General features: G+C 59.6%; 20 protein-coding genes. 7 read left to right on the top strand and 13 right to left on the bottom strand.

Going from position 1 to position 21,027, the window contains the following annotated elements:
• Positions 1 to 38: 38 nt before the first annotated feature.
• Complete coding sequence (locus PH547_RS23745) at positions 39 to 1,355, bottom strand: ABC transporter substrate-binding protein (RefSeq protein WP_104824357.1); 1,317 nt, start codon at positions 1,353 to 1,355, stop codon at positions 39 to 41.
• Between the two features lie 176 nt (positions 1,356 to 1,531).
• Between PH547_RS23745 and PH547_RS23740 the strand changes: the two genes are divergently transcribed.
• The 4 genes from PH547_RS23740 to PH547_RS23725 all read left to right on the top strand — a co-directional run bounded on the left by PH547_RS23740 (position 1,532) and on the right by PH547_RS23725 (position 4,961).
• Complete coding sequence (locus PH547_RS23740) at positions 1,532 to 2,323, top strand: IclR family transcriptional regulator (RefSeq protein WP_283047485.1); 792 nt, start codon at positions 1,532 to 1,534, stop codon at positions 2,321 to 2,323.
• Positions 2,324 to 2,388: 65 nt separating this feature from the next.
• Positions 2,389 to 3,225 (top strand): amidohydrolase family protein, encoded by an 837-nt coding sequence (locus PH547_RS23735; protein ID WP_285169593.1) that lies wholly within the window; start codon positions 2,389 to 2,391, stop codon positions 3,223 to 3,225.
• A gap of 31 nt (positions 3,226 to 3,256) precedes the next feature.
• Positions 3,257 to 3,802 (top strand): MaoC family dehydratase, encoded by a 546-nt coding sequence (locus tag PH547_RS23730; RefSeq protein WP_283047489.1) that lies wholly within the window; start codon positions 3,257 to 3,259, stop codon positions 3,800 to 3,802.
• A gap of 1 nt (position 3,803) precedes the next feature.
• Complete coding sequence (locus PH547_RS23725) at positions 3,804 to 4,961, top strand: CaiB/BaiF CoA transferase family protein (RefSeq protein ID WP_285169592.1); 1,158 nt, start codon at positions 3,804 to 3,806, stop codon at positions 4,959 to 4,961.
• A 98-nt stretch (positions 4,962 to 5,059) separates the two neighbouring features.
• On the opposite strand, the gene tal is transcribed toward PH547_RS23725, so the two are convergent.
• Complete coding sequence (gene tal, locus PH547_RS23720; RefSeq protein WP_104824362.1) at positions 5,060 to 6,025, bottom strand: transaldolase; 966 nt, start codon at positions 6,023 to 6,025, stop codon at positions 5,060 to 5,062.
• A 499-nt stretch (positions 6,026 to 6,524) separates the two neighbouring features.
• Between tal and PH547_RS23715 the strand changes: the two genes are divergently transcribed.
• A complete protein-coding gene (locus PH547_RS23715; RefSeq protein ID WP_104824364.1) occupies positions 6,525 to 7,514 on the top strand; it encodes a sugar-binding transcriptional regulator in 990 nt (329 codons plus the stop codon).
• A gap of 37 nt (positions 7,515 to 7,551) precedes the next feature.
• Here the strand turns inward: PH547_RS23715 and PH547_RS23710 are convergent, their stop codons facing one another.
• Positions 7,552 to 8,424 (bottom strand): methylated-DNA--[protein]-cysteine S-methyltransferase, encoded by an 873-nt coding sequence (locus tag PH547_RS23710; protein WP_104824365.1) that lies wholly within the window; start codon positions 8,422 to 8,424, stop codon positions 7,552 to 7,554.
• Between the two features lie 69 nt (positions 8,425 to 8,493).
• Positions 8,494 to 8,997, bottom strand: a complete 504-nt coding sequence (locus PH547_RS23705; RefSeq protein WP_285169591.1) for a DUF2244 domain-containing protein — start codon at positions 8,995 to 8,997, stop codon at positions 8,494 to 8,496.
• Here PH547_RS23705 and nth point away from each other — a divergent pair.
• Positions 8,996 to 9,793 carry an endonuclease III gene (gene nth, locus PH547_RS23700; RefSeq protein ID WP_285169610.1) on the top strand — a complete coding sequence of 266 codons (798 nt, stop codon included), beginning with the start codon at positions 8,996 to 8,998 and terminating at the stop codon, positions 9,791 to 9,793. The genes PH547_RS23705 and nth overlap by 2 nt on opposite strands.
• Positions 9,794 to 9,821: 28 nt before the next feature.
• On the opposite strand, the gene PH547_RS23695 is transcribed toward nth, so the two are convergent.
• The gene (locus tag PH547_RS23695; protein ID WP_285169590.1) at positions 9,822 to 10,535 is read right to left on the bottom strand and encodes a sulfate transporter family protein; all 714 of its coding nucleotides are present in this window, start codon (positions 10,533 to 10,535) and stop codon (positions 9,822 to 9,824) included.
• Positions 10,536 to 10,790: 255 nt separating this feature from the next.
• Between PH547_RS23695 and PH547_RS23690 the strand changes: the two genes are divergently transcribed.
• Complete coding sequence (locus tag PH547_RS23690; protein ID WP_104824368.1) at positions 10,791 to 11,642, top strand: MurR/RpiR family transcriptional regulator; 852 nt, start codon at positions 10,791 to 10,793, stop codon at positions 11,640 to 11,642.
• Positions 11,643 to 11,690: 48 nt separating this feature from the next.
• Here PH547_RS23690 and PH547_RS23685 read toward each other — a convergent pair whose 3' ends face one another.
• The 8 genes from PH547_RS23685 to PH547_RS23650 form a co-directional block, all read right to left on the bottom strand.
• A complete protein-coding gene (locus PH547_RS23685; RefSeq protein WP_104824369.1) occupies positions 11,691 to 13,274 on the bottom strand; it encodes an FGGY-family carbohydrate kinase in 1,584 nt (527 codons plus the stop codon).
• Positions 13,275 to 13,294: 20 nt separating this feature from the next.
• Positions 13,295 to 13,969, bottom strand: a complete 675-nt coding sequence (locus PH547_RS23680) for an HAD family hydrolase (RefSeq protein ID WP_104824370.1) — start codon at positions 13,967 to 13,969, stop codon at positions 13,295 to 13,297.
• Between the two features lie 98 nt (positions 13,970 to 14,067).
• On the bottom strand, positions 14,068 to 15,549 hold the full coding sequence (locus tag PH547_RS23675; RefSeq protein WP_104824371.1) for a mannitol dehydrogenase family protein: 1,482 nt from the start codon (positions 15,547 to 15,549) through the stop codon (positions 14,068 to 14,070).
• Between the two features lie 146 nt (positions 15,550 to 15,695).
• The gene (locus PH547_RS23670; protein WP_104824372.1) at positions 15,696 to 16,694 is read right to left on the bottom strand and encodes an ABC transporter ATP-binding protein; all 999 of its coding nucleotides are present in this window, start codon (positions 16,692 to 16,694) and stop codon (positions 15,696 to 15,698) included.
• A gap of 11 nt (positions 16,695 to 16,705) precedes the next feature.
• Positions 16,706 to 17,548 (bottom strand): carbohydrate ABC transporter permease, encoded by an 843-nt coding sequence (locus tag PH547_RS23665; protein WP_285169589.1) that lies wholly within the window; start codon positions 17,546 to 17,548, stop codon positions 16,706 to 16,708.
• 1 nt (position 17,549) lies between these two features.
• Positions 17,550 to 18,422 carry a carbohydrate ABC transporter permease gene (locus PH547_RS23660; RefSeq protein ID WP_104824374.1) on the bottom strand — a complete coding sequence of 291 codons (873 nt, stop codon included), beginning with the start codon at positions 18,420 to 18,422 and terminating at the stop codon, positions 17,550 to 17,552.
• Between the two features lie 146 nt (positions 18,423 to 18,568).
• The gene (locus tag PH547_RS23655; protein WP_104824375.1) at positions 18,569 to 19,885 is read right to left on the bottom strand and encodes an ABC transporter substrate-binding protein; all 1,317 of its coding nucleotides are present in this window, start codon (positions 19,883 to 19,885) and stop codon (positions 18,569 to 18,571) included.
• Positions 19,886 to 20,030: 145 nt separating this feature from the next.
• Entirely contained in the window at positions 20,031 to 20,984 is a 954-nt protein-coding gene (locus PH547_RS23650; protein WP_285169588.1) for a sugar-binding transcriptional regulator, read from the bottom strand.
• Positions 20,985 to 21,027: the final 43 nt, after the last annotated feature.

Below are 21,027 nucleotides of genomic sequence, written 5' to 3'. Positions count from 1 at the left end.
CGCACCCTCTGTCGGATGCGGGAGTTTGATTGCGGCGATCAGAGTGCGCCGGCGTCCTTCAGGACGTCGGTTGCCTTTTGTGCGGCCGTGTCGAGCGCTTCCTTGGAGGTCTTGTCGCCGAGGATGGCGGCCTGAAGCTCAGGATAGACGACGTTGGAAATCTCGATCCATTGCGGCGTGCGCGGAACCGGGAAGGCATACTTCATCGATTCCTGGAAAGTGCTGAGCACTTCCTTCTTGTAAGGATCGGATGCAGCCTGTTGGATGTCCCATTCCCAGACGGCCTTGCGGGTCGGCAGCGTGCCGTTGGCGGCTTCGAGCTTCTGCGAATCGTCGTTGGTAAGGAACCAGACGAGCGAGGCGGCGGCATCCTTGTTCTTGCACGCTTCCGTCACGGAGAAGCCGTGATGGCCGGACCAGCCGGTGTGCTTGCCGGCCGAACCGACAGGCTGCACGACGACGCCGACATTGCCGGCGATCTTCGAGGACTTCGGATCGTTGAAGTAGGTCGCCCAGCCCGGCCAATCGAGATCGAGCGCGACGGTGCCCGACGCAAAACCGGCGCCGAGATCGTCCCAAAGATAGTTGGTCGTGCCGGCCGGAACGGCCTTCGCCTTGTACATGTTCACGAACCAGTCGAGCGCGCGCACGCCGGCTTCGGAATTGAAGGCCGGTTTGCCGTCCTTATCGAGATATTCGCCGCCTTCGGCGACCAGCATTTCATAGAAGCGGCCGTTGATCGCCTCTTCCTTGCCGGGGAACTGCGTGCCGAAGAAGTTCGGCGGATTGGCGAAGAAGGTTGCCTGGTCTGACACTTCCTTCCAGGTCTTCGGCGGCGCCAGGTCGTAGCCGTACTTGGTCTTGAACGCCGTCTTCTTGGCCTCATCGTTGTAGAGGCTCTTCTGATAGTAGAGTGCCGAAACGTCGAACTGAGCGCGCGGCAGCATGACTAGCCGGCCGTCGATGGTCGATGCCTCGATGGTCGAATCGACGAACTTGGCGATCTCTTCCTTCGGCAGCAGCTTGCCGAGGTCAGTATAGAGGTCGGGATACTGGGGGGCGAAGGACGAGTGGTTCGAGCCGACGCACCAGGAAATATCGCCCGACGCCATGTCCGACTTGATTTCCTTGTCGAGCTCGAAGTGGTTCTTCTTGGAGAGGATGTTGACCTTGGCGCCGGTCTCCTTCTCCCACTCGGAAATGCGCCCATAAAGCGGCTCGTATTGCTGGCCACCGATCAGCTTGGCGTCGATCGTCACGCCCGGGAACTTGCCGGGCAGGTCGGCGGCAAAGGCCGCGGAGCTCGCGAGCAATGCCAATACGCCGGCGGCAAGACCGGCCTTCAAATTCCTCATTGAATTTTCCTCCCTAAAGGACCGGACACTCCGCCCGATCGCCTCACGATCCAAATATGGATCAATGATTTATATGTAAACACCTTATTCACTGACCGTCAAGCGGGATCACAGGCGCTTGCAAATCGCTTTCATTCATATATGAATGGTGAATCATATTTCTCTGATGAGGCCCTATGAGTGTAGAAGACGATAGCGATCGATACCGCGCGCCGGCGCTGGACAAAGGCCTCGATATTCTGGAGCTGCTGGCGCGGATCGACGGCGGCCTGACGCAGGCCGAAATCGCCAAGGCGCTCGGCAAAAGCCCGAACGAATTCTACCGTATGCTCGATCGCTTGGTCCGGCGTGGCTATGTACAGCGTCAGGACGGCGATCGCTTCTATCTGACCCTCAAGCTCTTCGGCCTGGCGCACTACCACGCGCCGGTGCGCCGGCTTGTTTCCTTCGCCACGCCGCTGATGCGCGAATTCTCCAACCGCGCCGAGCAAGCCTGCCATCTGGCGATTTTCGACCGCGGCTCGGTCGTCGTGATCGCCCAGCAGGATTCGCCGACCTATTGGGGCATCTCGATCCGCGTCGGCGCTCAGATCAATTTGTATAATACCGGCTCCGGCCACATTCTTCTGGCATTCAAGGATGAAAAACAGCGCCAGATGATGATCAATGAGCAGAGGCGCCAGGAACAGGACGCGGAGGAGCCGCCAGCCGATCTTGAGGAAAAGCTCTCGGCAATCCGCGAGAAGGGCTTCGAAACTATGAACAGCCTGCAGACGAGTGGCGTTCACAATATTTCCGCGCCCATCCTGGCGATGGACGGCAATGCGCTGGCAGCGCTGACCTGCCCCTATATCGAGCCCGTGAACCAGAAGGCACCGACACGCGAACAGGTCGTCGCATATGTGCGGGAAGCGGCCAAGGATATCTCCGAAACCGTCGCCGGAACGGTCGACAAGGCCGAATTATAATTTTTATTTGAATAAACTATTCTTATGTGAGTATATGTTGAGCAAGCAGGTATGGGAGGAACACCATGCTTTTCGACAGCCACTTGCATATCGTCGACCGAAAAAAGCTCGCCTATCCCTGGCTGGCTGGCGCCGGTGCGCTCAATCGCGACAGCCTCTATGAGGACTATGCGCGCGAAGCCAAGCGCCTCGGCATCACCGACACGCTTCACATGGAAGTTGATGTCGCCGAAGAGGATATCGAACGCGAGACCGACTATGTCAAAGGTCTGAGCCATGAGCCCGGCAGCCTGCTGCGCGGCGCGATCGCCGCCTGCCGTCCGGAAGATGCCGGCTTTCCCACCTATCTCGAACGCGTGCTCGCCGACCCCTTCGTAAAAGGCTTCCGCCGGGTGCTGCATGTCGTACCCGACGACGTTTCCGAAGGCGCACTTTTCCGCGAAAATTTGAGGCGGCTCAACAATACACGGCTCACCTTCGATCTATGCGTCCTCCCGCATCAGATTTCCCAGGCGATCGCGCTAATCGACCTCAATCCCAACATCCGCTTCGTGCTCGATCATTGCGGCGTGCCGGCAGTAAAGGATGGATTGAGCGAAAGCTGGTCGTCTGGGATCAGTGAGGTTGCCAAACGGCCGAATGTCACCGTGAAGATCTCCGGTGTCGTTGCCTATGCCGATCCCGATAACTGGTCGCCGGAAACACTGCGTCCCTTCGTCGAACACTGCATCACAAGCTTCGGCTGGGATCGCGTCATCTGGGGCAGCGATTGGCCGGTCTGCACGCTCGCTGGCAATCTCTCCACCTGGGTCGCCGCCACCCATGCCTCGATGCAAGGCGTAAGCGCCGACGAACGCAATCGGCTCTATCATCTTAACGCCAAGCGCCTCTGGTCTCTCTGAGACCGGCGCGTTTCCACCGAAAGCCAACGCCATGATCGCCACCGTCGGCATCTCCAGCACCCACCCCAAGACCATGCCGGCGGATCATGCCGATATTCCCGTCTGGAACTCGGAAAACTGGTTCTATGAAGACTTCGAGATCGGCCACAAGATCCGCTCGCTGCGGCGGACGATCTCCGAAGGCGAATCCCAGCAGTTTAACGCCCTCGTGCTCGATATGCATCCCTATGTCAGCGACCAGATCTTTGCGGAGACGGAAGGTCTGTTCGGCAAGCGCCTCGTCGCCGGCGCCTTCGTCTTCTCCGCCGGCCTCGGCCTCGTCGCTACCAATTGCATCAACGCCTTTTCCTATGGCTACGACAAGCTGCGCTTCATCAAGCCAACTTTCATCGGCGACACGATCTACACCATCCGCACCAATCTCGATAAGCAGCCGAAATACAAGGATCTCGGCCTGATCCGTTCTTCTTACGAAGTCTTCAAGGGCGAAGGCGAGCTGGTGCTCTATTGCGAGCATATCCAGACGGTGCGCTACAAGGACGGCCGGCCCGCTGACGCTCCGGAGTTGAAGGGCTGAGATGATCGAAGGCAATAATGGCGGCCTGCTCGACGGCATCACGGTGCTCGATATGAGCCAATTTCTGGCCGGACCGATGGCCGCGCTGCGGCTTGGCGATCTCGGCGCGCGTGTGATCAAGATCGAGCGTCCCGATGGAGGCGATCTCTGCCGCCGGCTTTATCTCAGCGACACCGAGATTGGCGGCGACTCGACGCTCTTCCACGCGATCAATCGCGGCAAGGAAAGCGTTGCCATCAATATGAAGGACGAAGGTGACCTGCAGGACCTGCGCGTGCTGATCGCAAAGGCCGACGTCATCATCCAGAATTTCCGCCCCGGGGTCATCGACCGCCTGGGTCTCGACTACGTCACGGTCGCGAAGATCAATCCCCGCATCGTCTATGGCAGCATCACCGGCTACGGGCCCGATAACGAATGGCGGCATTTCCCCGGTCAAGACCTGCTTGCCCAGGCCCGCTCCGGCGCCATGTGGCTGAACGGTGAAGCCGATGACGGTCCGGTGCCCTTCGGCCTCGCGGTCGCCGACATGCTGGCCGGCAATCTCATCGTCCAGGGCATTCTCGCCGGCCTCGTGCGGCGCGGCGTCACCGGTCAGGGCGTCCATGTCGAAACCAGCCTGCTGGAAGCGATGATCGATTTCCAGTTCGAGGTACTGACCACCCATCTGAACGACGGCGGCCGCCTGCCGAAGAAATCCTCCGTGCGCAATGCCCACGCCTATCTCGCGGCACCCTACGGCGTCTATCATTGCGCCGATGGCTGGTTGGCGCTGGCCATGATGCCGCTCGCGAATCTGGCGCCGCTCTTCGAGCTTCCGGCGCTTGCCGATTATACGCCGGACGAGGCCTTCTCCCGCCGCGACGAGATCAAGAGCCTGATCGCTGCCCGCCTGCACGAGAAGACGGTGAGGGAATGGCTCGCCATCCTGGAGCCCGCCGATATCTGGGCCGCGGAGGTGCTGGACTGGCCGAAACTGCTGCAAAGCGCTGCCTTCCGCCAGCTCGACATGCTGCAGACGGTCACCCGCGACGACGGCACCTCCGTTCGCACAACGGCAAACCCGATTCGCGTCGACGGTGTCAGGAGCAAGAACAGCTTGGCGGCGCCGACGATCGGTGGTCAATCGGAGAAGATCAGGGCGGAATTTATTGGGTAGGCTTTTCCGCCCTATCATCCGAAACAAAAAAAGGGCGCCGCATCTCTGCGGCACCCTCTTAAACAACGGCCCTATTCAAAAAGAGAAGCAACCTCGCATTAGGCAGCGGCGAGCTGCAGTTCCTTGCCGACCATGGTGCGAAGGGCGACCAGATCCTTGGCGAAGGCGCGAATGCCTTCGGCGAGCTTTTCGGTTGCCATCGCATCTTCGTTCATCATCCAGCGGAAGGTCCGTTCATCGACGGCGATCTTGGAGACGGAAGTCTTGTTTTCCGGCGAGAGCTTGCGCTCCAGCTTGCCTTCATCCTTGGCGAGTTCGTCAAGCAGGTTGGGGCTGATCGTCAGGCGATCGCAGCCGGCCAGCGCTTCGATTTCGCCGGCGCTGCGGAAGGAGGCGCCCATGACGATCGTCTTGATGTCATTGGCCTTGTAGTAATTGTAGATCTCGCGAACAGAAATAACGCCCGGATCTTCTTCTGGCGTGAACTCCTTGCCGGTCGACTTCTTGTACCAGTCGAGGATGCGGCCGACGAAGGGCGAGATCAGGAAAACCTTGGCGTCGGCGCAGGCAACGGCCTGGGCCTTGCTGAAGAGCAGCGTCAGGTTGCAGTCGATGCCTTCCTTCTGCAGGACTTCGGCGGCGCGGATGCCTTCCCAGGTGGATGCGAGTTTGATCAGGATGCGGTCATGGCCGATGCCGCGTTCCTTGTAGGCAGCGATGATGGAGCGGGCCTTGGCGATCGAACCTTCGGTGTTGAAGGAGAGATCGGCGTCGACTTCCGTCGAGACGCGGCCGGGAACGAGGCCGGAGAGAGCGGCGCCAACGGAGATTGCCAGGCGGTCGGCGACGGCAGCAGCAACGGCGTCCGGCGTACCACCCTGCTTCTTGCCCCAGGCGACGGCTTCCTTGATCGCGTCGGCAAACATCGGCGTGCCGAGCGCCTTCAGGACGATGGTCGGATTGGTCGTGCAGTCAACCGGCTTCAGGCGGGCAACCGCCTCGATATCGCCGGTATCGGCCACGACCGTCGTCATAGCGCGAAGTTGGTCAAGCTTGGATGTCATGATACGTATCCTTGTTGAATTGGCCCATTGAATTGAGAGATATTGACCGGCGAATTCCGTCCGGTTCGATGGACGACACGAAGACTGCAAGCGGATTGCGCCGTTCCTTCTCCTATGCCTCGGTAACGGGAGAAAAAGCGCGAAAGTTCCATTTCCGGTGAACGGTCAAAGCCGCGAAGAAGCAATTGCCGAAGACAGGCTTTCCGCCAAAACCGAGCGCCCTATATGGCTCCCTGCTTGGCCAGACGCATCCACGGCGCAGCACTCGCACATTGCCCTCCTCGACTGGACAAAGACCGACTTCCTCACGGCGACTATCATCAATCTCGCAGCGAAAAGTCAAGGACATTTGTGCATTTCAATTGACATAAGTTTCAAGCCATAGAATATCGGCAATAGAAGCTGATCTTGCTCGCCCCGTCATGCACGATCGCCGCAACCTTTGTCGTTTGCGATCATTAAAACAAAAAGGGCGTGCAGAAATCTTGCCGGAGGACCTGTGGCCAAACTCAGACGTGGGACACACACCGCCTATTCCGAGACGGCGTCTCTGAGGCTGCGCGCTGCCTGGCTCTATTACAATCAGGGCCTGACGCAGAAGGATGTTGCCGAGCAGCTCGGCATCAGCCGCACCACTGTGATCCGTCTGCTGGACGAGGCGATGCGTCGCAGCGAAGTGCAGATCTGGATCAATGAAGGCATCGACGATTGCGTCGAACTCGCGATCAAGCTGGAACGTGCCTATGGGCTGGACGAGGCGATCGTCGTTCCTTCGCCCGCAGGCGGAGACGTCGACGCGCAGGCAAAAAGCGTTGGCCTGGCGCTCGGCCAGTTCCTGACCGAGGCGATTCCCGACAATTATACGATCGGCGTCGGCTGGGGCCGGACGATGACGGCTTCGCTCGCAAGCTTTCGCCCGCCACGCCGCGACAATTGCAAAGTGGTTTCGCTGCTCGGCGGCATCGTCGCTGTCCAGCAGACCAATCCCATCGACTATACCTGGCGTTTGGCGAGCCAACTCGGCGCGGAATGCTACATGTTCCTGGCACCGCTTTTGGTCGATTCCATTGAGACCAAGCGCAATCTGATTGAAAAATGCGGTCTGGAGGCGATCTACCGCCTGGCCGAAAGCCTCGATCTCGCCATCGTCAGTTGCGGCGATATCGGCCCCCGTTCCACCTCGCTGTCGGAAGGCTTCATCTCGAAGCAGGTGCTGGATCAGTTGATCGAGGCGGGCTGCGTCTGCGATACCATGTTCAATTTCCTCGATGCCGAGGGCAATTCCGTCGATCATCCGATCAACAAGCGCGTCATGTCGGTCGATCTCGACACCCTAAAGAAGGCCAAGCACATCGTCCTGTCTTCCGGCGGCGCGCACCGCGCCCTTGCAATCCGCGCCACTATCAAGCGCATCGGGTGCAATACCCTGATTACGGACGAAGGCGCCGCAAAGGAACTGTTGCAGATGGCGATGGCAAAGGCAGCTTGACTCCTGCCCTCACCCCGGCGGGAGAAGGCAGAGCCCCTCAAGCCTTCCCCGCTTCCCAGCCCAACATAGCCCGCTTGCGCGTCAGGCCCCAATGATAGCCGGTGAGATCGCCGTTCTTGCCGAGCGCGCGGTGACAGGGAACGACGAAAGAAACGGGGTTGCGGCCGACGGCGGCGCCGACCGCGCGCATCGCCGTCGGCTGGCCGATGTCTTTGGCGATATCGGAATAGGTAACTGCCCGGCCCATCGGGATCTTCAACAGGCTTTCCCAGACCCGCACCTGGAAATCCGTGCCGATCAGCACGACGCGCAGCGGCTGTTCGCTCGACCATTTCGATGGCTCGAAAATCCGCGCCGCATAAGGCATGGTCGCCTGCAGGTCCTCGGCATATTGCGCATTCGGCCAACGGCAGGTCATATCCTCCAGGCAAGCCTTCTCGTCGCCGGAATCGCTAAAGGCAAGGCCGGCAAGACCGCGGTCTGTGACCATGATCAGCGCCAAGCCGAAGGGCGAGATATGGAACCCGTAGCGGATGATAAGCCCGCCGCCCTTCGCCTTCCATTCGCCGGGTGACATCGCCTCATGCGTGACGAAGAGATCGTGCAGCCGGCTTGGTCCGGAAAGCCCCACTTCGAACGAGGTTTCCAGCAAAGGCAGGTCTTCCTCGCGCAGCAGCCGCTTGGCATGGTCGAGCGTCACGGCCTGCAGGAAAGCCTTGGGCGACAGTCCGGCCCAACGGGTGAAGGTCTTCTGCAATTGCGTGGGCGATTGTCCGAGTCGTTCGGCGATCGTTTCCAATGACGGCTGATCGCGATAGTCCTCGGTGATGAGCTCGATCACCCGGCGGACGGTGTCGTAGTCCGGCCCTTCCGGCGTGATGTCTGTCTTCAACTGTGCGATAGCATTCATAATCTTTCTCCTTAAAAAGGAGAACACCACGAAGAGAAGGGTAAAACCACCCGTTTCTTGCCTGGATGCCTATATCCGCTGCGTCACCGTTGCGAGGGCGCGTTTGAAAGCCTTCGCAAAGCTCTCCCGGTCCTCCGGATTGAGAAAAGAGCCGACATCGGTGTGATGGCTTCGATCGCGGACTTGCATCGAGACAACACCGATTTCACTGTGCCGGCGAACAAGGAAACGTGTCCAGAACGGATTGAAACGGTGTTCGACCATGCGGCCCGAGGGCGAGAATTTGCGGATCGAAACGTCGGTGCGCGACACGGTCACCTCCTCCCGCACCCTGCCAGAGCGGTAATTCAGCCAGAAGGCGCCATAGAGCAGGGTGAAATCCGCCCCGAAGAAGACGCCGATAGGCCATGCGCCACGGATGACGAACAAGATGCCATAGATCAGGCAGAACGCTCCCGCCAGCGTCAGCATCACCTTGAATCCCCGTCGCCCCAGGGAGCGATGAGGAAACAGTTCGGCGGCGAAGACCGGCTTGTTGCTATCGATGTCAGTATCGGCGTTGCGTTCGGTCATAGGACTTGAGTATAGGTCGTTCATGGCAAACCCCAAGACCAAATCCAGCGCGCAAACCGTGAAAAAGTCAAATGCGGCCGCAAGCCGCAAGCCGGCTTTTAAAAGCCCCTATTCCAAGGCGGATCTGGACGAGATCTTTCGTCGTTTCTCCATCCAGCGGCCTGAGCCGAAGGGGGAGCTAGAGCATGTCAATCCCTTCACGCTGGTGGTTGCCGTGGCGCTGTCGGCGCAGGCAACCGATGTCGGCGTCAACAAGGCGACCCGCGCTCTCTTTGCCGTCGCCGATACGCCACAGAAGATGCTCGATCTCGGTGAAGATCGCATCCGCGACTACATCAAGACGATCGGCCTCTACCGCAACAAGGCGAAGAACGTCGTGGCATTGTCGGAGAAATTGATCCGGGATTTCGACGGCGAGGTGCCGCAGACGCGCGAGGAACTGATGACGCTGCCCGGCGTCGGCCGCAAGACCGCCAATGTCGTGCTCTCCATGGCCTTCGGCCAGGCAACGCTCGCTGTCGACACCCATATTTTTCGCATCGCCAATCGCCTGCGGCTTGCGCCTGGCAAGACGCCGGACGAGGTCGAACAGCGGCTGATGAAGGTAATCCCTGACAAATACCTCTACCACGCGCATCACTGGCTGATCCTGCACGGGCGCTATGTCTGCAAGGCGCGCAAGCCGGAATGCGAACGCTGCGTCATCGCCGATCTCTGTCGCTCGCCGGAAAAGACCTGGGATATCCCCGCGCCATTGGTAGAGCTACCGCCGCAATTGGTCGGCGCCGCCGATTAGAGCTGCAATCGTCCTATATCTGCAATTTTCAGCCGCGACGAGCCGCTTCCTTCCGAGAAAGAAGCTTGTGCAAGTGCACCATCATCCCCGCGGCAAACAGCGGCGTCAAAAGGTTGACCAGGGGAATGGCGAGGAAGGCGGCGATCACCAGACCGGCAAGGAAAACGGTGAAGGCATATTTGCTGCGAAACCGCCGTGCCTCTTCCGGCGACCGGAAGCGCATGGCGGCAAATTCGAAGAACTCCCGGCCAAGCAGATAGCCGTTGACCAGGAAGAAAGCGAAAAGATTGACGCCGGGAATGAAGAGCAGAAGCAGCGCGATGATGTTGCCCACGACAACGATGCCGAGGAATTTCAGCGAACTCTTCATCGCCGGCACAAATGGGAGCGCTTTTCCCGGCACATCGGCCGGATAGTCCCTCTTCTCCACGACCTCAGCGACATCGTCGAGAAAGAGCCCTGCGATCAGCGCCGTAACCGGTGAGATCAGCAACGCCAAGCCCAGCGCCAAAACAAGGCCCGCCAGAACAGCGAGAAGAAAGGTAAGCCAGCTTGTCCAATCCGGTACGGGCGGCATAACGCTCTGTAACCACGGCAATACGAAGGCGATGAAGCTGCTGCGCAGCGCAAACCAGAGAGCGATAAGCGCCAGCAATGTGAGCCCGAGGACTTTCCAAAAAACCTTGCGCGTCTCGGCTGCAAAGAGATTGGCGACGGAAAGACGCGCGGCATGGATGATCATTCGTCCGATATCCCCTTAGTCGTGGCCGGATATGTAAGTAGTAATTGCAGATATATCAATATATTCCCGCCGGCCGCGTAATAACCCTCACCCATTTGAATTGTTGTAATCAAGTACGCACTAATATATTGTGGGTTTCATATGAAAAACAACAACCTAACATGATTAGCGGTCATCCAAAATCTGCAAGCACTCCGATTGTTTCCGCATTCGGCGCGATCACGCTTAGGATAGACCGTCAGCGAGGCGCAACATTTGGAAGACCTTGGCCAGAAGCTTAGACAATATATCAAAACAGGCACTCCCGCCGAGCGTCGAATCGCCAAGTATTTCTCCGAACACTTGAACGAGTTGCCCTTTGAAACCGCCTCTTCCGTCGCCGACAGGCTGGAATTGAGCCCGATGACTGTCGGGCGTTTTCTGCGGTCGCTCGGCTATCAGGGCCTGGATGGCATCAAGGTGCACCTGCGGGAAAATGTGACCCCGGTGACGCTGCAACTGCCGAACGTTCTGGAACAGTTGCAGAAGGACGCCAACGAGGGACGCCCGATTGCCGGCCAGATCGCCGAGCAGGTCGAGATGCTGCAGCATATCTACAATCTCACCAGCCAGCCGCACTGGCTGGATGCGGTCGCGACGATCCTGTCGTCCAGCGAGGTTTTCGTCACCGCGCATCTTAGTCTCGCAAGTCTCGGGCGCCATCTCTGCGACCGTCTCGCATTCGCACGCGATCATGTGCAGTTCCTCGACGGCTCCAATGGCAGCTATATCGAGCTGCTCGGCCATCAGTCGAACGACGCATTGGTGGTGATCGTCGATTCGCCTCGCTTCGTCGCCTCGCGGTTGCTTGCGCGCTCCGCCCGCCGCTCTGGCTACAAGGTGCTGCTGATCACCAGCCAATATACCGAATGGGCGCATGAATTCGCCAATATGACGCTGTCACTGCCGCCGCTGCGCGCCGGCAACCACGAAAACCTGTCGGCAATGATGGCGCTGTTGGAATTCCTGGCCGTTGCCGTCATTCATGCGGCCGGCGAAGAGGCGGAGAGCCGCATCCACAGGATCGAAGAGCTGGAAGGCATGTTTGCCCACGCGCCCCTTCGATAATGGTCGACAAGCGATGGCTTGGACGCCAGAAAGTCCTTCCGGCGTTTTTTATTCCATGGACTCCAGCTCGGCGCGATGGCGATACATCGCGAGAAAGCGCCGATAATCGCGATCATAAAGCGTCTTCTTGCCCTTGTCCGGCATGCGCTCGTGACCGCCGGGATACATGGCCGCGCCGGCCGTTGCGAGGCTGTCGTAAAGACCGCAGGAGACGGAAGCGGCGATCGCCGTTCCCAAGAGCACCGCCTCGTTCATCTTCGGCACGACCACCTTGCAGCCGGTGATGTCGGAATAAAGTTCCATCAGAACCGCATTCTTCACGTGGCCGCCGGCGACATGCAGCGTATCCGGCACGTACCCGTAGTCATGCATTTTCTCGAGGATATGGCGGAGACCGAGCGCGACGCCGACGCAGGTGCGCCAATAGAGGCGGCAGAGGCCGTCGAAGGATGCATCCAGCGTCAGGCCGCTGACGACGCCGACCGCATGCGGATCGGCAAGCGGCGAGCGGTTGCCGTGAAAATCCGGAAGCACATGGATGCGCTCGCCAAAGGCATCGCCCTCGACGGCGCGAAGCTCCGCGATGCGCCTCACGATACGGTCGTGCAGCGCCGCCGTCGGTTCGCCGCCGGCCGCATGCATGCCGACGATATGATCGAGCAGCGCACCGGTCGCCGATTGCCCGGCTTCGACCAGCCAGGTGTCCGGAAACACGGCTTCGTAATAGGGGCCCCACATGCCGGTGCTGCGCTTGCGTTCGCGCGAGAAAGAGACGATGCAACTCGACGTTCCGGCAATCAGCGCCAATTGGTGTTCCAGCGCGTTGAGGTCGCCGGCATGGCCGCCGAGCGTGCCGAGCGCGCCCGCATAGGCATCGATCATGCCGGCGCCGACATGACATTCTCGGTCGAGCCCCAAAGCCTCCGCCGCTTGCGCTGTCAGCGTGCCGACGCTTTCCCCAACCGGAGTTGTCTCTTCCGGCAGGTTGCCGCGTTCGCGCAGATCGCCAAGACCGATCACATTGAGGAAATCCGTCTGCCAGCCGGGTTCGCGGTGCGCGAGATAATTCCATTTCGCCGTCAGCGTGCAGCGCGAGCGCGCAAGCGAACCAGTGGCCTTCCAGGTCATGAAATCGGCGAGGTCGAAGAAATACCCGGCCCTTGCCCAGCTCTGCGGCAGATTTTGCTTCAGCCACATCAGCTTCGGCATCTCCATTTCCGGCGACATGAAGTGACCGGTATGTTCGAGAACCTGATGCTTGGTCGCCGTGCAGAAATCCGCTTCGGCAAGCGCCCGGTGATCGAGCCAGACGATGGTGTCGAACCGGTCCTCGCCCCCGGTCGAGATCGTGAGCGGCTGGCCATCCGCGTCGCGCACCACCAGCGAACAGGTGGCATCGAAGCCGATGGCGCCGATGACGGAGATATCGACGCCGGAGGCCGCAACGGCGGCGCGCACCGCTGTGCAGACAGCGGCCCAGATGTTTTCAGAATCGTGCTCGGCGTGATTTTCACGCGGGCGGTTCATGATGATCGGATGTTCGCCCTTACCCAGCAGAGCACCGCGGGATGTGAACACGCCGGCGCGCGCGCTGCCAGTGCCGATATCGACCGCAACCACATGATCACGCATTCAGTATGGGCCCCGTCCATTTATGGCTTATTGCGGACAAGGTGTATCAAATCCGACATTGCGTCAAACACGACTTCTGGGGAAAGCCGCTCCAGTTCTGCCCGGTAACTCGGCGAATGAGCATGCGAGCCGCCGATGAAAGCGAACACCGTCATGCCGGCCGCCCTCGCTGCCGTGATCCCGGCCGGACTGTCTTCGATGACGATACAGTCCTGCGGCGCGACCTGCATCTGCTTGGCGGCATAGAGGAAGAGATCGGGTGCCGGCTTGCCGCGCTTGACCATGCTGGCGCTGAAAATATTCGGCTCCAGCCGCTCCAGCAGGCCGGTAACGCCGAGCGACAACCGGATGCGCTCTATCTGGCTGGAAGAGGCGACGCAACGCGGAACGGTCAGCGCGTCCAGCGTCTCGGCAATGCCGCCGATGGGCTTCAGTTCGTTCCGGAAGCGTTCATAAAGGTCATTGCGGATACGATCGAGAAAATCCTGATCGATGAAGACGTCGAACTCCGTCTCCAGCGTATCGACGAGCGTGGCGAGGCTCTTGCCGAGAAAGCGGCTGTAGATGTCCTCCTCGCTCATATCGACGCCGACATCACGCATAGCCTGGAGGAGCACGCTGACGGACAGCGGTTCACTGTCGACGAGCACACCATCGCAGTCGAAGATTACGAGTCCCTTCTCCGCACCAGTCATCGCAGATCCAACCCGAACCCTGTTGAGCCGCGCCTCTTCAAACGCAGGCCTGGCCATAAAAATTCGGCCGGGACTTGGACGCCCCGGCCGATAGACAGTTATTCCGCGAGTTTGTTATCGAGGTATAGCTGCAGGGTAACGCGGGTCCCCTTTTCCCACAGCGTTTTTAATGCATGGGCAAAGCGCTTGCGGAAAAGATCCGATTTGGCGACGTCGCCGAAAATATCATCGAAGACGAGGAAGGCGCCCGGGTCGTCCTTGGCCTTCAGCGCGGCGGCATGTAGCCGGTCGGCGCTGGCATCGTTGAAAACGATGTCCTTGCCGCTGTCGGTGGTGCCGGCGAAATAGCGGCACCACAGCGCCGAAACCAGCGCCAGGCCCACGACATCCTCTTTGCGGCGCAAACGATCGGCCGTCGACGGCAGGATGAACTTCGGCTGCCGGTTCGAACCGTCCTGTGCCAAGCGCGGAATGGTGTCGGCAATCTTCGGATTGGAGAAGCGCCGCTCGATCAGCTTGAAATAATCGGCAAGCACCGTGTTCGGCACCGGCGGGATGACGGGAATGATCTCTTCGTTCTCGAGCTTGGCGAGGTAAGCGCGGATCAAGGGCTCTTCCATGGCCTCGTGCACGAAATGTACGTCCATCAGCGCCGCCGGATAGGCGATTGCCGCATGGCCGCCGTTCAGGATGCGGATTTTCATATGCTCGTAGGGCGTAACATCCGGCACGAAAGTAACGCCGACCTTTTCCAGCGCCGGACGGCCTGCCGGAAAATTGTCCTCCAGCACCCACTGCTTGAACTCTTCGCAATAGACCGGCCAGTTGTCCTCGATATCGAAGAATTCCTTGAGCAGATCGATCTCGCGTGCGCCGGTTGCGGGCGTAATGCGGTCGACCATGCCGTTCGGGAAGGCGACGTTGGCGGCGATCCAGTCGGCAAAAGCGGGATCCGAAAGCTTCGCCGTGCCGACGACGGCGGCTTTGGTGACACCGCCATTGTGGGGAATGTTGTCGCAGGACATGACGGTAAAGGGTTGCAGACCGGCGGCACGGCGGGCCTTGAGGCCGGCGACGATCAGGCCGAACACCGTCTTCGGCGCATCCGCATTCTGACCGTCGGCAACGATGGCCGGATGGGCGGGATTGAACTTGCCGGATGCGTCGATGAAATAGCCGCCTTCGGTGATCGTCATCGAGACGATGCGGATCGAAGGATCGGCAAGCTTGGCGATGATGACCGCAGCGTCGCCGACCGGCAGAATGTCGATCATCGGCGCGGTTACGCGCGCAGCGGTGCGATTATTGTCCTGTTCGACCACCGTCGTCAGGAAATTCTGAGCCGCGAGCTTCTCGCGCATGGCGGCGTCCGAAGGCAGGACGCCGGCGCCGATGATCGCCCAATCGTGGTTCTGGCCGACATTGAAAAGGTCGTCGAGGTAGACCGCCTGATGGGCGCGATGGAAATTGCCCACGCCGAAATGAACGATGCCCGCCGACAGCGACTTTGGATCATAGGCCGGGATGGCAGCCGTTGCAGCCGCCTCCTGAAGGGTTGCGAGCGATAATTTGCACGTCATGTCTCAAGTCCTTCTGAAAGGTCTTCTGCTCCGGATGGATTGGGAATGCCTTATCCGGCTAGGATGGCCTGGGCCCATCTGATGTGGCCCAGGTCTAATAGTATTCGCCATGCCGCGTGAGGCCGGACATGGCGAGGGCGCGCGATTTAGATCGACTGCCCCCTATCGTTGAACCGGTGGATGCGGGATTTGTCGGGAGTCAGATAAACGGTATCGCCGGCGCGTGCCGGGAAATCGCCGGTTCCGCGGGCCGTGATGGTGCCGATGCCATCGGCATCGATATGCAGGAAGGTGTCGGAGCCGAGATGTTCGGCGACGTTCACCCTGCCCTGCCAGTCCCCCTCGGTGGTCGACAGCAGTACGTGTTCCGGACGGACGCCGATCGTGTGGGCGCCGAGGTTCTGGGCATAGGCGCCCGTGACGAAGTTCATCTTCGGCGAGCCGATGAAGCCGGCAACGAAGATGTTCTGCGGGTTACGATAGAGCTCGAGCGGCGAACCGACCTGTTCGACATTGCCGCGGTTCAGGACGACGATCTTGTCGGCCATGGTCATGGCCTCCACCTGATCGTGGGTCACGTAGATCATTGTCGTCTTGAGCTGATTGTGCAGTTCGCTGATTTCGAGGCGCATGTTGACGCGCAATGCCGCATCGAGGTTCGACAAGGGCTCGTCGAACAGAAAGGCTGCGGGCTGACGTACGATGGCACGGCCGATGGCGACGCGCTGGCGCTGGCCACCTGAGAGCTGGCGCGGCTTGCGTTCCAGATAGTCCGTCAGGTTCAGAACACGTGCCGCATCCGCCACTTTCTTGTCGATCTCCGCCTGTGCCAGGTTCGCCATCTTGAGCGGAAAGGCGATATTCTTGCGAACGCTCATGTGCGGATAGAGCGCGTAGGATTGGAACACCATGGCGAGGCCGCGCTGGGCCGGCGCCAGATTGGTGCCGTCCTTGCCGTCGATCATAATCTGGCCGCTTGAGACATCCTCGAGGCCGGCGATCAGACGCAGCAGCGTAGACTTGCCGCAACCGGAGGGGCCGACGAACACGACGAACTCGCCGTTATTGATTTCGAGGTCGATGGAAGGGATGACCTTGGCTTCGCCGAAGACCTTAGAAACCTTCTTAAGGACAATGCTACCCATGTTTCTCTTCCTTACTTAACCGCGCCAAAGGTGAGGCCGCGAACGAGTTGTTTTTGCGAAAGCCAGCCGAGGATCAGGATTGGGGCGATCGCCATGGTCGATGCCGCCGAAAGTTTGGCGTAGAACAAGCCTTCCGGGCTGGAATAGGAGGCGATGAAGGTGCTGAGCGGCGCCGCGTCCACGGCGGAGAGATTCAGCGTCCAGAAGGCCTCGTTCCATGCGAGGATGATGTTGAGAAGCATCGTCGAGGCAAGGCCCGGGATCGCCATCGGCGTCAGCACATAGATGATCTCCTTGGCCAGCGACGCGCCGTCCATGCGGGCCGCTTCGAGGATCTCGCCGGGGATTTCCTTGAAGTAGGTATAGAGCATCCACACGATGATCGGCAGGTTGATCAGCATCAGTACGACGACCATGCCGAGACGGCTGGCGAACTGATTGTTGAGCAGACCGAATGCCTGGAACAGCAAATAGATCGGGATGAAGGCGCCGACGGGCGGCATCATCTTGGTGGACAGCATCCACATCAGCACGTCCTTGGTGCGCTTGGTCGGCGAAAAGGCCATGGCCCAGGCCGCCGGAACGGCGACGATCAGACCAAGGATCGTCGAACCGAAGGCGATGAGCACCGAGTTGCCGAAGTGGAGGAAATAGTTCGAGCGCGATTGCACCTCGAAATAATTCTCCAGCGTCCAATGGAAGAAGAGGAATTGCGGAGGCGAGGCGATGGCGTCGCCCTCCGTCTTGAAGCTCGTCAGGAACGTCCAGAGGATCGGGAAGAAGATCAGGATCGCGACCACCCAGGCGGCGACGGATACGACCACCTTATGTTTGGTTGAGACAGTACGAGCCATCTTAAGCCTCCAGATTCTTGCCGACTGCGCGCATCAGGAAGATCGCGACGATATTGGCGAGGATGACGGCAATGATGCCGCCCGCCGACGCGCCGCCGACGTCTTGCTGCAGAACGAGCTGCGAATAGACCAGGTAAGTGAGGTTGGTCGTTGCCGTGCCCGGGCCGCCATTGGTGGTGACCAGGATTTCGGCGAAGGCCGAAAGCAGGAAGATCGTCTCGATGAGAATGACGACCGTGATCGCACGCGCCAGATGCGGCAGGATGATGTAGATGAACTTCGACACCGCGCCGGCACCATCCATTTCGGCGGCTTCCTTCTGCTCTTCGTCGAGCGACTGCAAAGCAGTCAGCAGGATGAGCGTTGCGAAGGGCAACCACTGCCAGGCAACGATGATGATGATCGAAAACAGCGGAATCGTCTCCAGCCAGGTCAGCGGATCGAGCCCGACGAGCTTGAAAAGATACGCCAGAAGCCCGTTCACCGGGTTCATGAACATATGTTTCCAAATAAGGGCGGCGACCGTCGGCATGACGAAGAAGGGCGCGAGCACCAGCATGCGCACGATGCCTTGGCCGAAGATCGGCTGATCGAGAAGGAGCGCGAGAGCGATGCCGCCGACCACCGTGATGATCAACGCGCCGACCACGAGCAGGATCGTTACCAGCAGCGAATTCCAGAAGGCCGGATCGGTGACGAAATATTCGTAATTCAAGAACCCGATGAAGTCATGCGCACCGGGAGACATGAGATTGTAGTTCAGCGTCGAGAAATAGATCGTCATGACCAGGGGGACGATCATCCACGCGAAGAGAAGCAAAACCGAGGGCGCCATCATGACGCGTGCGGTAGAACGGGTGTGTAGCGTTGCCATGGCAAGTACCGACCTATCTTTTAGCAGGGAGAGTGGCCGCGGACCGGCTAAAATAAAAGAGGCCGCCGAAGAGCAATTCGGGCACTCGGCGACCTAAGGGAGGAGAGCGCTACGAGCCGCTCTCCTCCATACCCTTGGGAGGTTTCTTATTTCGGATAACCAGCCTTGGTCATTTCACGGCTGGTCAGTTGCTGTGCGGCCTTGAGCGCCTGATCGACGGGGATCTGACCTGCAAGGGCAGCAGAGAACTGCTGGCCGACGGCGGTGCCGATACCCTGGAACTCAGGAATAGCGACAAACTGGACGCCGACATACGGGACCGGCTTGACGGTCGGGTGGGCCGGATCAGCCGCATTGATCGAGTCCAGCGTCATCTTCGCAAAAGGTGCTGCCTTCTGATAGTCCGCATTCGCATAGAGCGAGGCACGGGTACCGGGAGGTGCATTCAGCCAGCCTTCCTTCTGGGCAACGAGGTTGGTGTAATCCTTGCTGGTTGCCCAGGAGATGAACTTCTCGGCAGCTTCGGTCTTCTTCGAAGAGGCAGGGACCGCCAAGCTCCATGCCCAGAGCCAGTTGCCGCGCTTGCCGAGGCCCTTGTCCGGCGCCAGAGCGAAGCCAACCTTGTCGGCAACCTTCGATTGCTTCGGGTCGGCAACGAACGAAGCTGCGACGGTCGCATCGATCCACATACCGCACTTGCCGGTCTGGAACAGCGAGAGGTTTTCGTTGAAGCCGTTGGACGAAGCGCCCGGAGGGCCAGCGTCCTTCATCAGCTTGACGTAGAAGTCCAGCGTGTCCTTCCATTCCGGCTGATCGAACTGTGCCTTCCATTTCTCGTCGAACCAGCGAGCGCCGAACGAGTTCGACATCGCCGTCAGGAATGCCATGTTTTCGCCCCAGCCGGCCTTGCCGCGAAGGCAGATGCCGTAGACTTCATGGTCCTTGTCGGTAATCTTGCGGGCTGCGTCGGCTATGAAATCCCAAGTCGGCGCATCCGGCATCTTCAAGCCGGCCTTGTCGAACAGGTCCTTGCGGTACATCACCATCGAGCTTTCACCGTAGAACGGCGCAGCATAGAGCTTCCCGTCTACCGTCAGGCCGCTGCGGATAGCCGGGAGAAGGTCATCCACGTCGTAGTTCTTGTCGGCAGCAAGCTTATCGAGCGGCGCGAGCCAGCCGAGCTTGCTCCAGATCGGCACTTCGTAGGTGCCGATCGTCAGCACGTCGTATTGGCCGCCCTTGGTAGCGATGTCCGTCGTAACCTTCTGGCGCAATACGTTTTCTTCGAGCGTGACCCACTGCAGGTCAATGTCGGGGTTTTTGGCTTTGAAATCGTCCGTAAGCTTCTGCATACGAACCATATCGCCATTGTTCACGGTGGCGATCGTGAGGGTTTCGGCGGACGCCATTCCAGCAAACATCAGTGCGGAGCATGCGCTCAGCAGGAAAGTTTTCAATTTCATATCTTCCTCCCAGAAGATCAAATTTGAGCATTCGCTTTGCTCGTGAGCAATTACTCACCTGTTGCGACAAAATGTCAATGCGAATTCATTGCTGCATTGCCGAACAAGCAGCTCATCCATTTGATTTTATGTGGTTATTTTTTGCTCAGGTTTTGAGCAGAAACTCAGCAACCGCTTCATCGGTGATCAAACCATTGATCTGATGGCCGGTAACGGCCGCTTTGATGGCTTCGAACTTCCGTTTGCCCTTGGCTATTCCGATGACGGAAGAGGCTTCGCGCGGCGGAAGCGGTGCGCTGGCCACCCGGTCGTTGATGGCATCTGACATCAACTTGCCGTCGCCATCGAATACCCAGCCGCAGATTTCGCCGGCCGCTCCGCGCTTCATCAGCGCCAGCATCTCGTCCTTCTCGAGAAAGCCGTCGAGACAGAGCGGCGCCTCGATGCCCATCTCGCCGACGCCGACGAAAGTCACATCGGCCTGCGCGCTGATATCGAGCGTCGAGCGCACCAGCGCCTGCGCATGCAGAAGCTCGCGCTCCTCGGCCGAGGAGACCAGCACGGGCAGCGGCATGGGATAGTGCCGCGCCTTGATCGCATCGGCCATGCTGAAGATAACGTTGTAATAGGCGGCCGAGCCATCCGGACCGATATTGCCGGTCAGCGATACGACCCGGTGCTGCGGGCATTCCATGACCGGCAGCTGGTCGACCGCGGCCTTCAGCGTGCGGCCGGTGCCGATCGCCAGCACGATCGGATCGCTGCGCTTCAGCCAGCGCTCGATCTCGGCAGCACCCGCTTCGGCGATACCGACCGTGGAGGATGTCCCGTCGGGATCGCTCGGCACCACTTCGACATGCCTCAGCTTGAATTTTTCCCGCAGCGCCACCGCATATTCGAGGCAGGCGGCAATCGGATGGTCCAGCCGCACCTTGATCAGCCTTTCGGCGACCGCGAGCGACACCAGCCGCTGTGCCGATTGCCGGGAGATTCCCATGGCGATGGCGATCTCGTCCTGCGTCCGCCCGGCAACGTAATACAGCCAGCCGGCTCGCGCCGCATCGTCAAGCCGCCCCTGGGAATCCAACTTCCTGACCATCACATTCCTCTGCGAAAGCAGCACCCTTTACCCGATATGGCAG

This window comes from Rhizobium cerradonense (genome assembly GCF_030182455.1).
GTDB lineage: Bacteria > Pseudomonadota > Alphaproteobacteria > Rhizobiales > Rhizobiaceae > Rhizobium.
The sequence above is the reverse complement of the archived record's forward strand: the minus strand, read 5'-3'. Positions and strand labels throughout refer to the sequence as shown.

Bases quoted from the DNA above. Each gene is read 5' to 3' on its own strand.
- PH547_RS23745 (WP_104824357.1), bottom strand. From the start codon at position 1,355: ATGAGGAATTTGAAGGCCGGTCTTGCCGCCGGCGTATTGGCATTGCTC.
- PH547_RS23740 (WP_283047485.1), top strand. From the start codon at position 1,532: ATGAGTGTAGAAGACGATAGCGATCGATACCGCGCGCCGGCGCTGGAC.
- PH547_RS23735 (WP_285169593.1), top strand. From the start codon at position 2,389: ATGCTTTTCGACAGCCACTTGCATATCGTCGACCGAAAAAAGCTCGCC.
- PH547_RS23730 (WP_283047489.1), top strand. From the start codon at position 3,257: ATGATCGCCACCGTCGGCATCTCCAGCACCCACCCCAAGACCATGCCG.
- PH547_RS23725 (WP_285169592.1), top strand. From the start codon at position 3,804: ATGATCGAAGGCAATAATGGCGGCCTGCTCGACGGCATCACGGTGCTC.
- tal (WP_104824362.1), bottom strand. From the start codon at position 6,025: ATGACATCCAAGCTTGACCAACTTCGCGCTATGACGACGGTCGTGGCC.
- PH547_RS23710 (WP_104824365.1), bottom strand. From the start codon at position 8,424: ATGAATGCTATCGCACAGTTGAAGACAGACATCACGCCGGAAGGGCCG.
- PH547_RS23705 (WP_285169591.1), bottom strand. From the start codon at position 8,997: ATGACCGAACGCAACGCCGATACTGACATCGATAGCAACAAGCCGGTC.
- PH547_RS23695 (WP_285169590.1), bottom strand. From the start codon at position 10,535: ATGATCATCCATGCCGCGCGTCTTTCCGTCGCCAATCTCTTTGCAGCC.
- PH547_RS23685 (WP_104824369.1), bottom strand. From the start codon at position 13,274: ATGCGTGATCATGTGGTTGCGGTCGATATCGGCACTGGCAGCGCGCGC.
- PH547_RS23680 (WP_104824370.1), bottom strand. From the start codon at position 13,969: ATGACTGGTGCGGAGAAGGGACTCGTAATCTTCGACTGCGATGGTGTG.
- PH547_RS23675 (WP_104824371.1), bottom strand. From the start codon at position 15,549: ATGACGTGCAAATTATCGCTCGCAACCCTTCAGGAGGCGGCTGCAACG.
- PH547_RS23670 (WP_104824372.1), bottom strand. From the start codon at position 16,694: ATGGGTAGCATTGTCCTTAAGAAGGTTTCTAAGGTCTTCGGCGAAGCC.
- PH547_RS23665 (WP_285169589.1), bottom strand. From the start codon at position 17,548: ATGGCTCGTACTGTCTCAACCAAACATAAGGTGGTCGTATCCGTCGCC.
- PH547_RS23660 (WP_104824374.1), bottom strand. From the start codon at position 18,422: ATGGCAACGCTACACACCCGTTCTACCGCACGCGTCATGATGGCGCCC.
- PH547_RS23655 (WP_104824375.1), bottom strand. From the start codon at position 19,885: ATGAAATTGAAAACTTTCCTGCTGAGCGCATGCTCCGCACTGATGTTT.
- PH547_RS23650 (WP_285169588.1), bottom strand. From the start codon at position 20,984: ATGGTCAGGAAGTTGGATTCCCAGGGGCGGCTTGACGATGCGGCGCGA.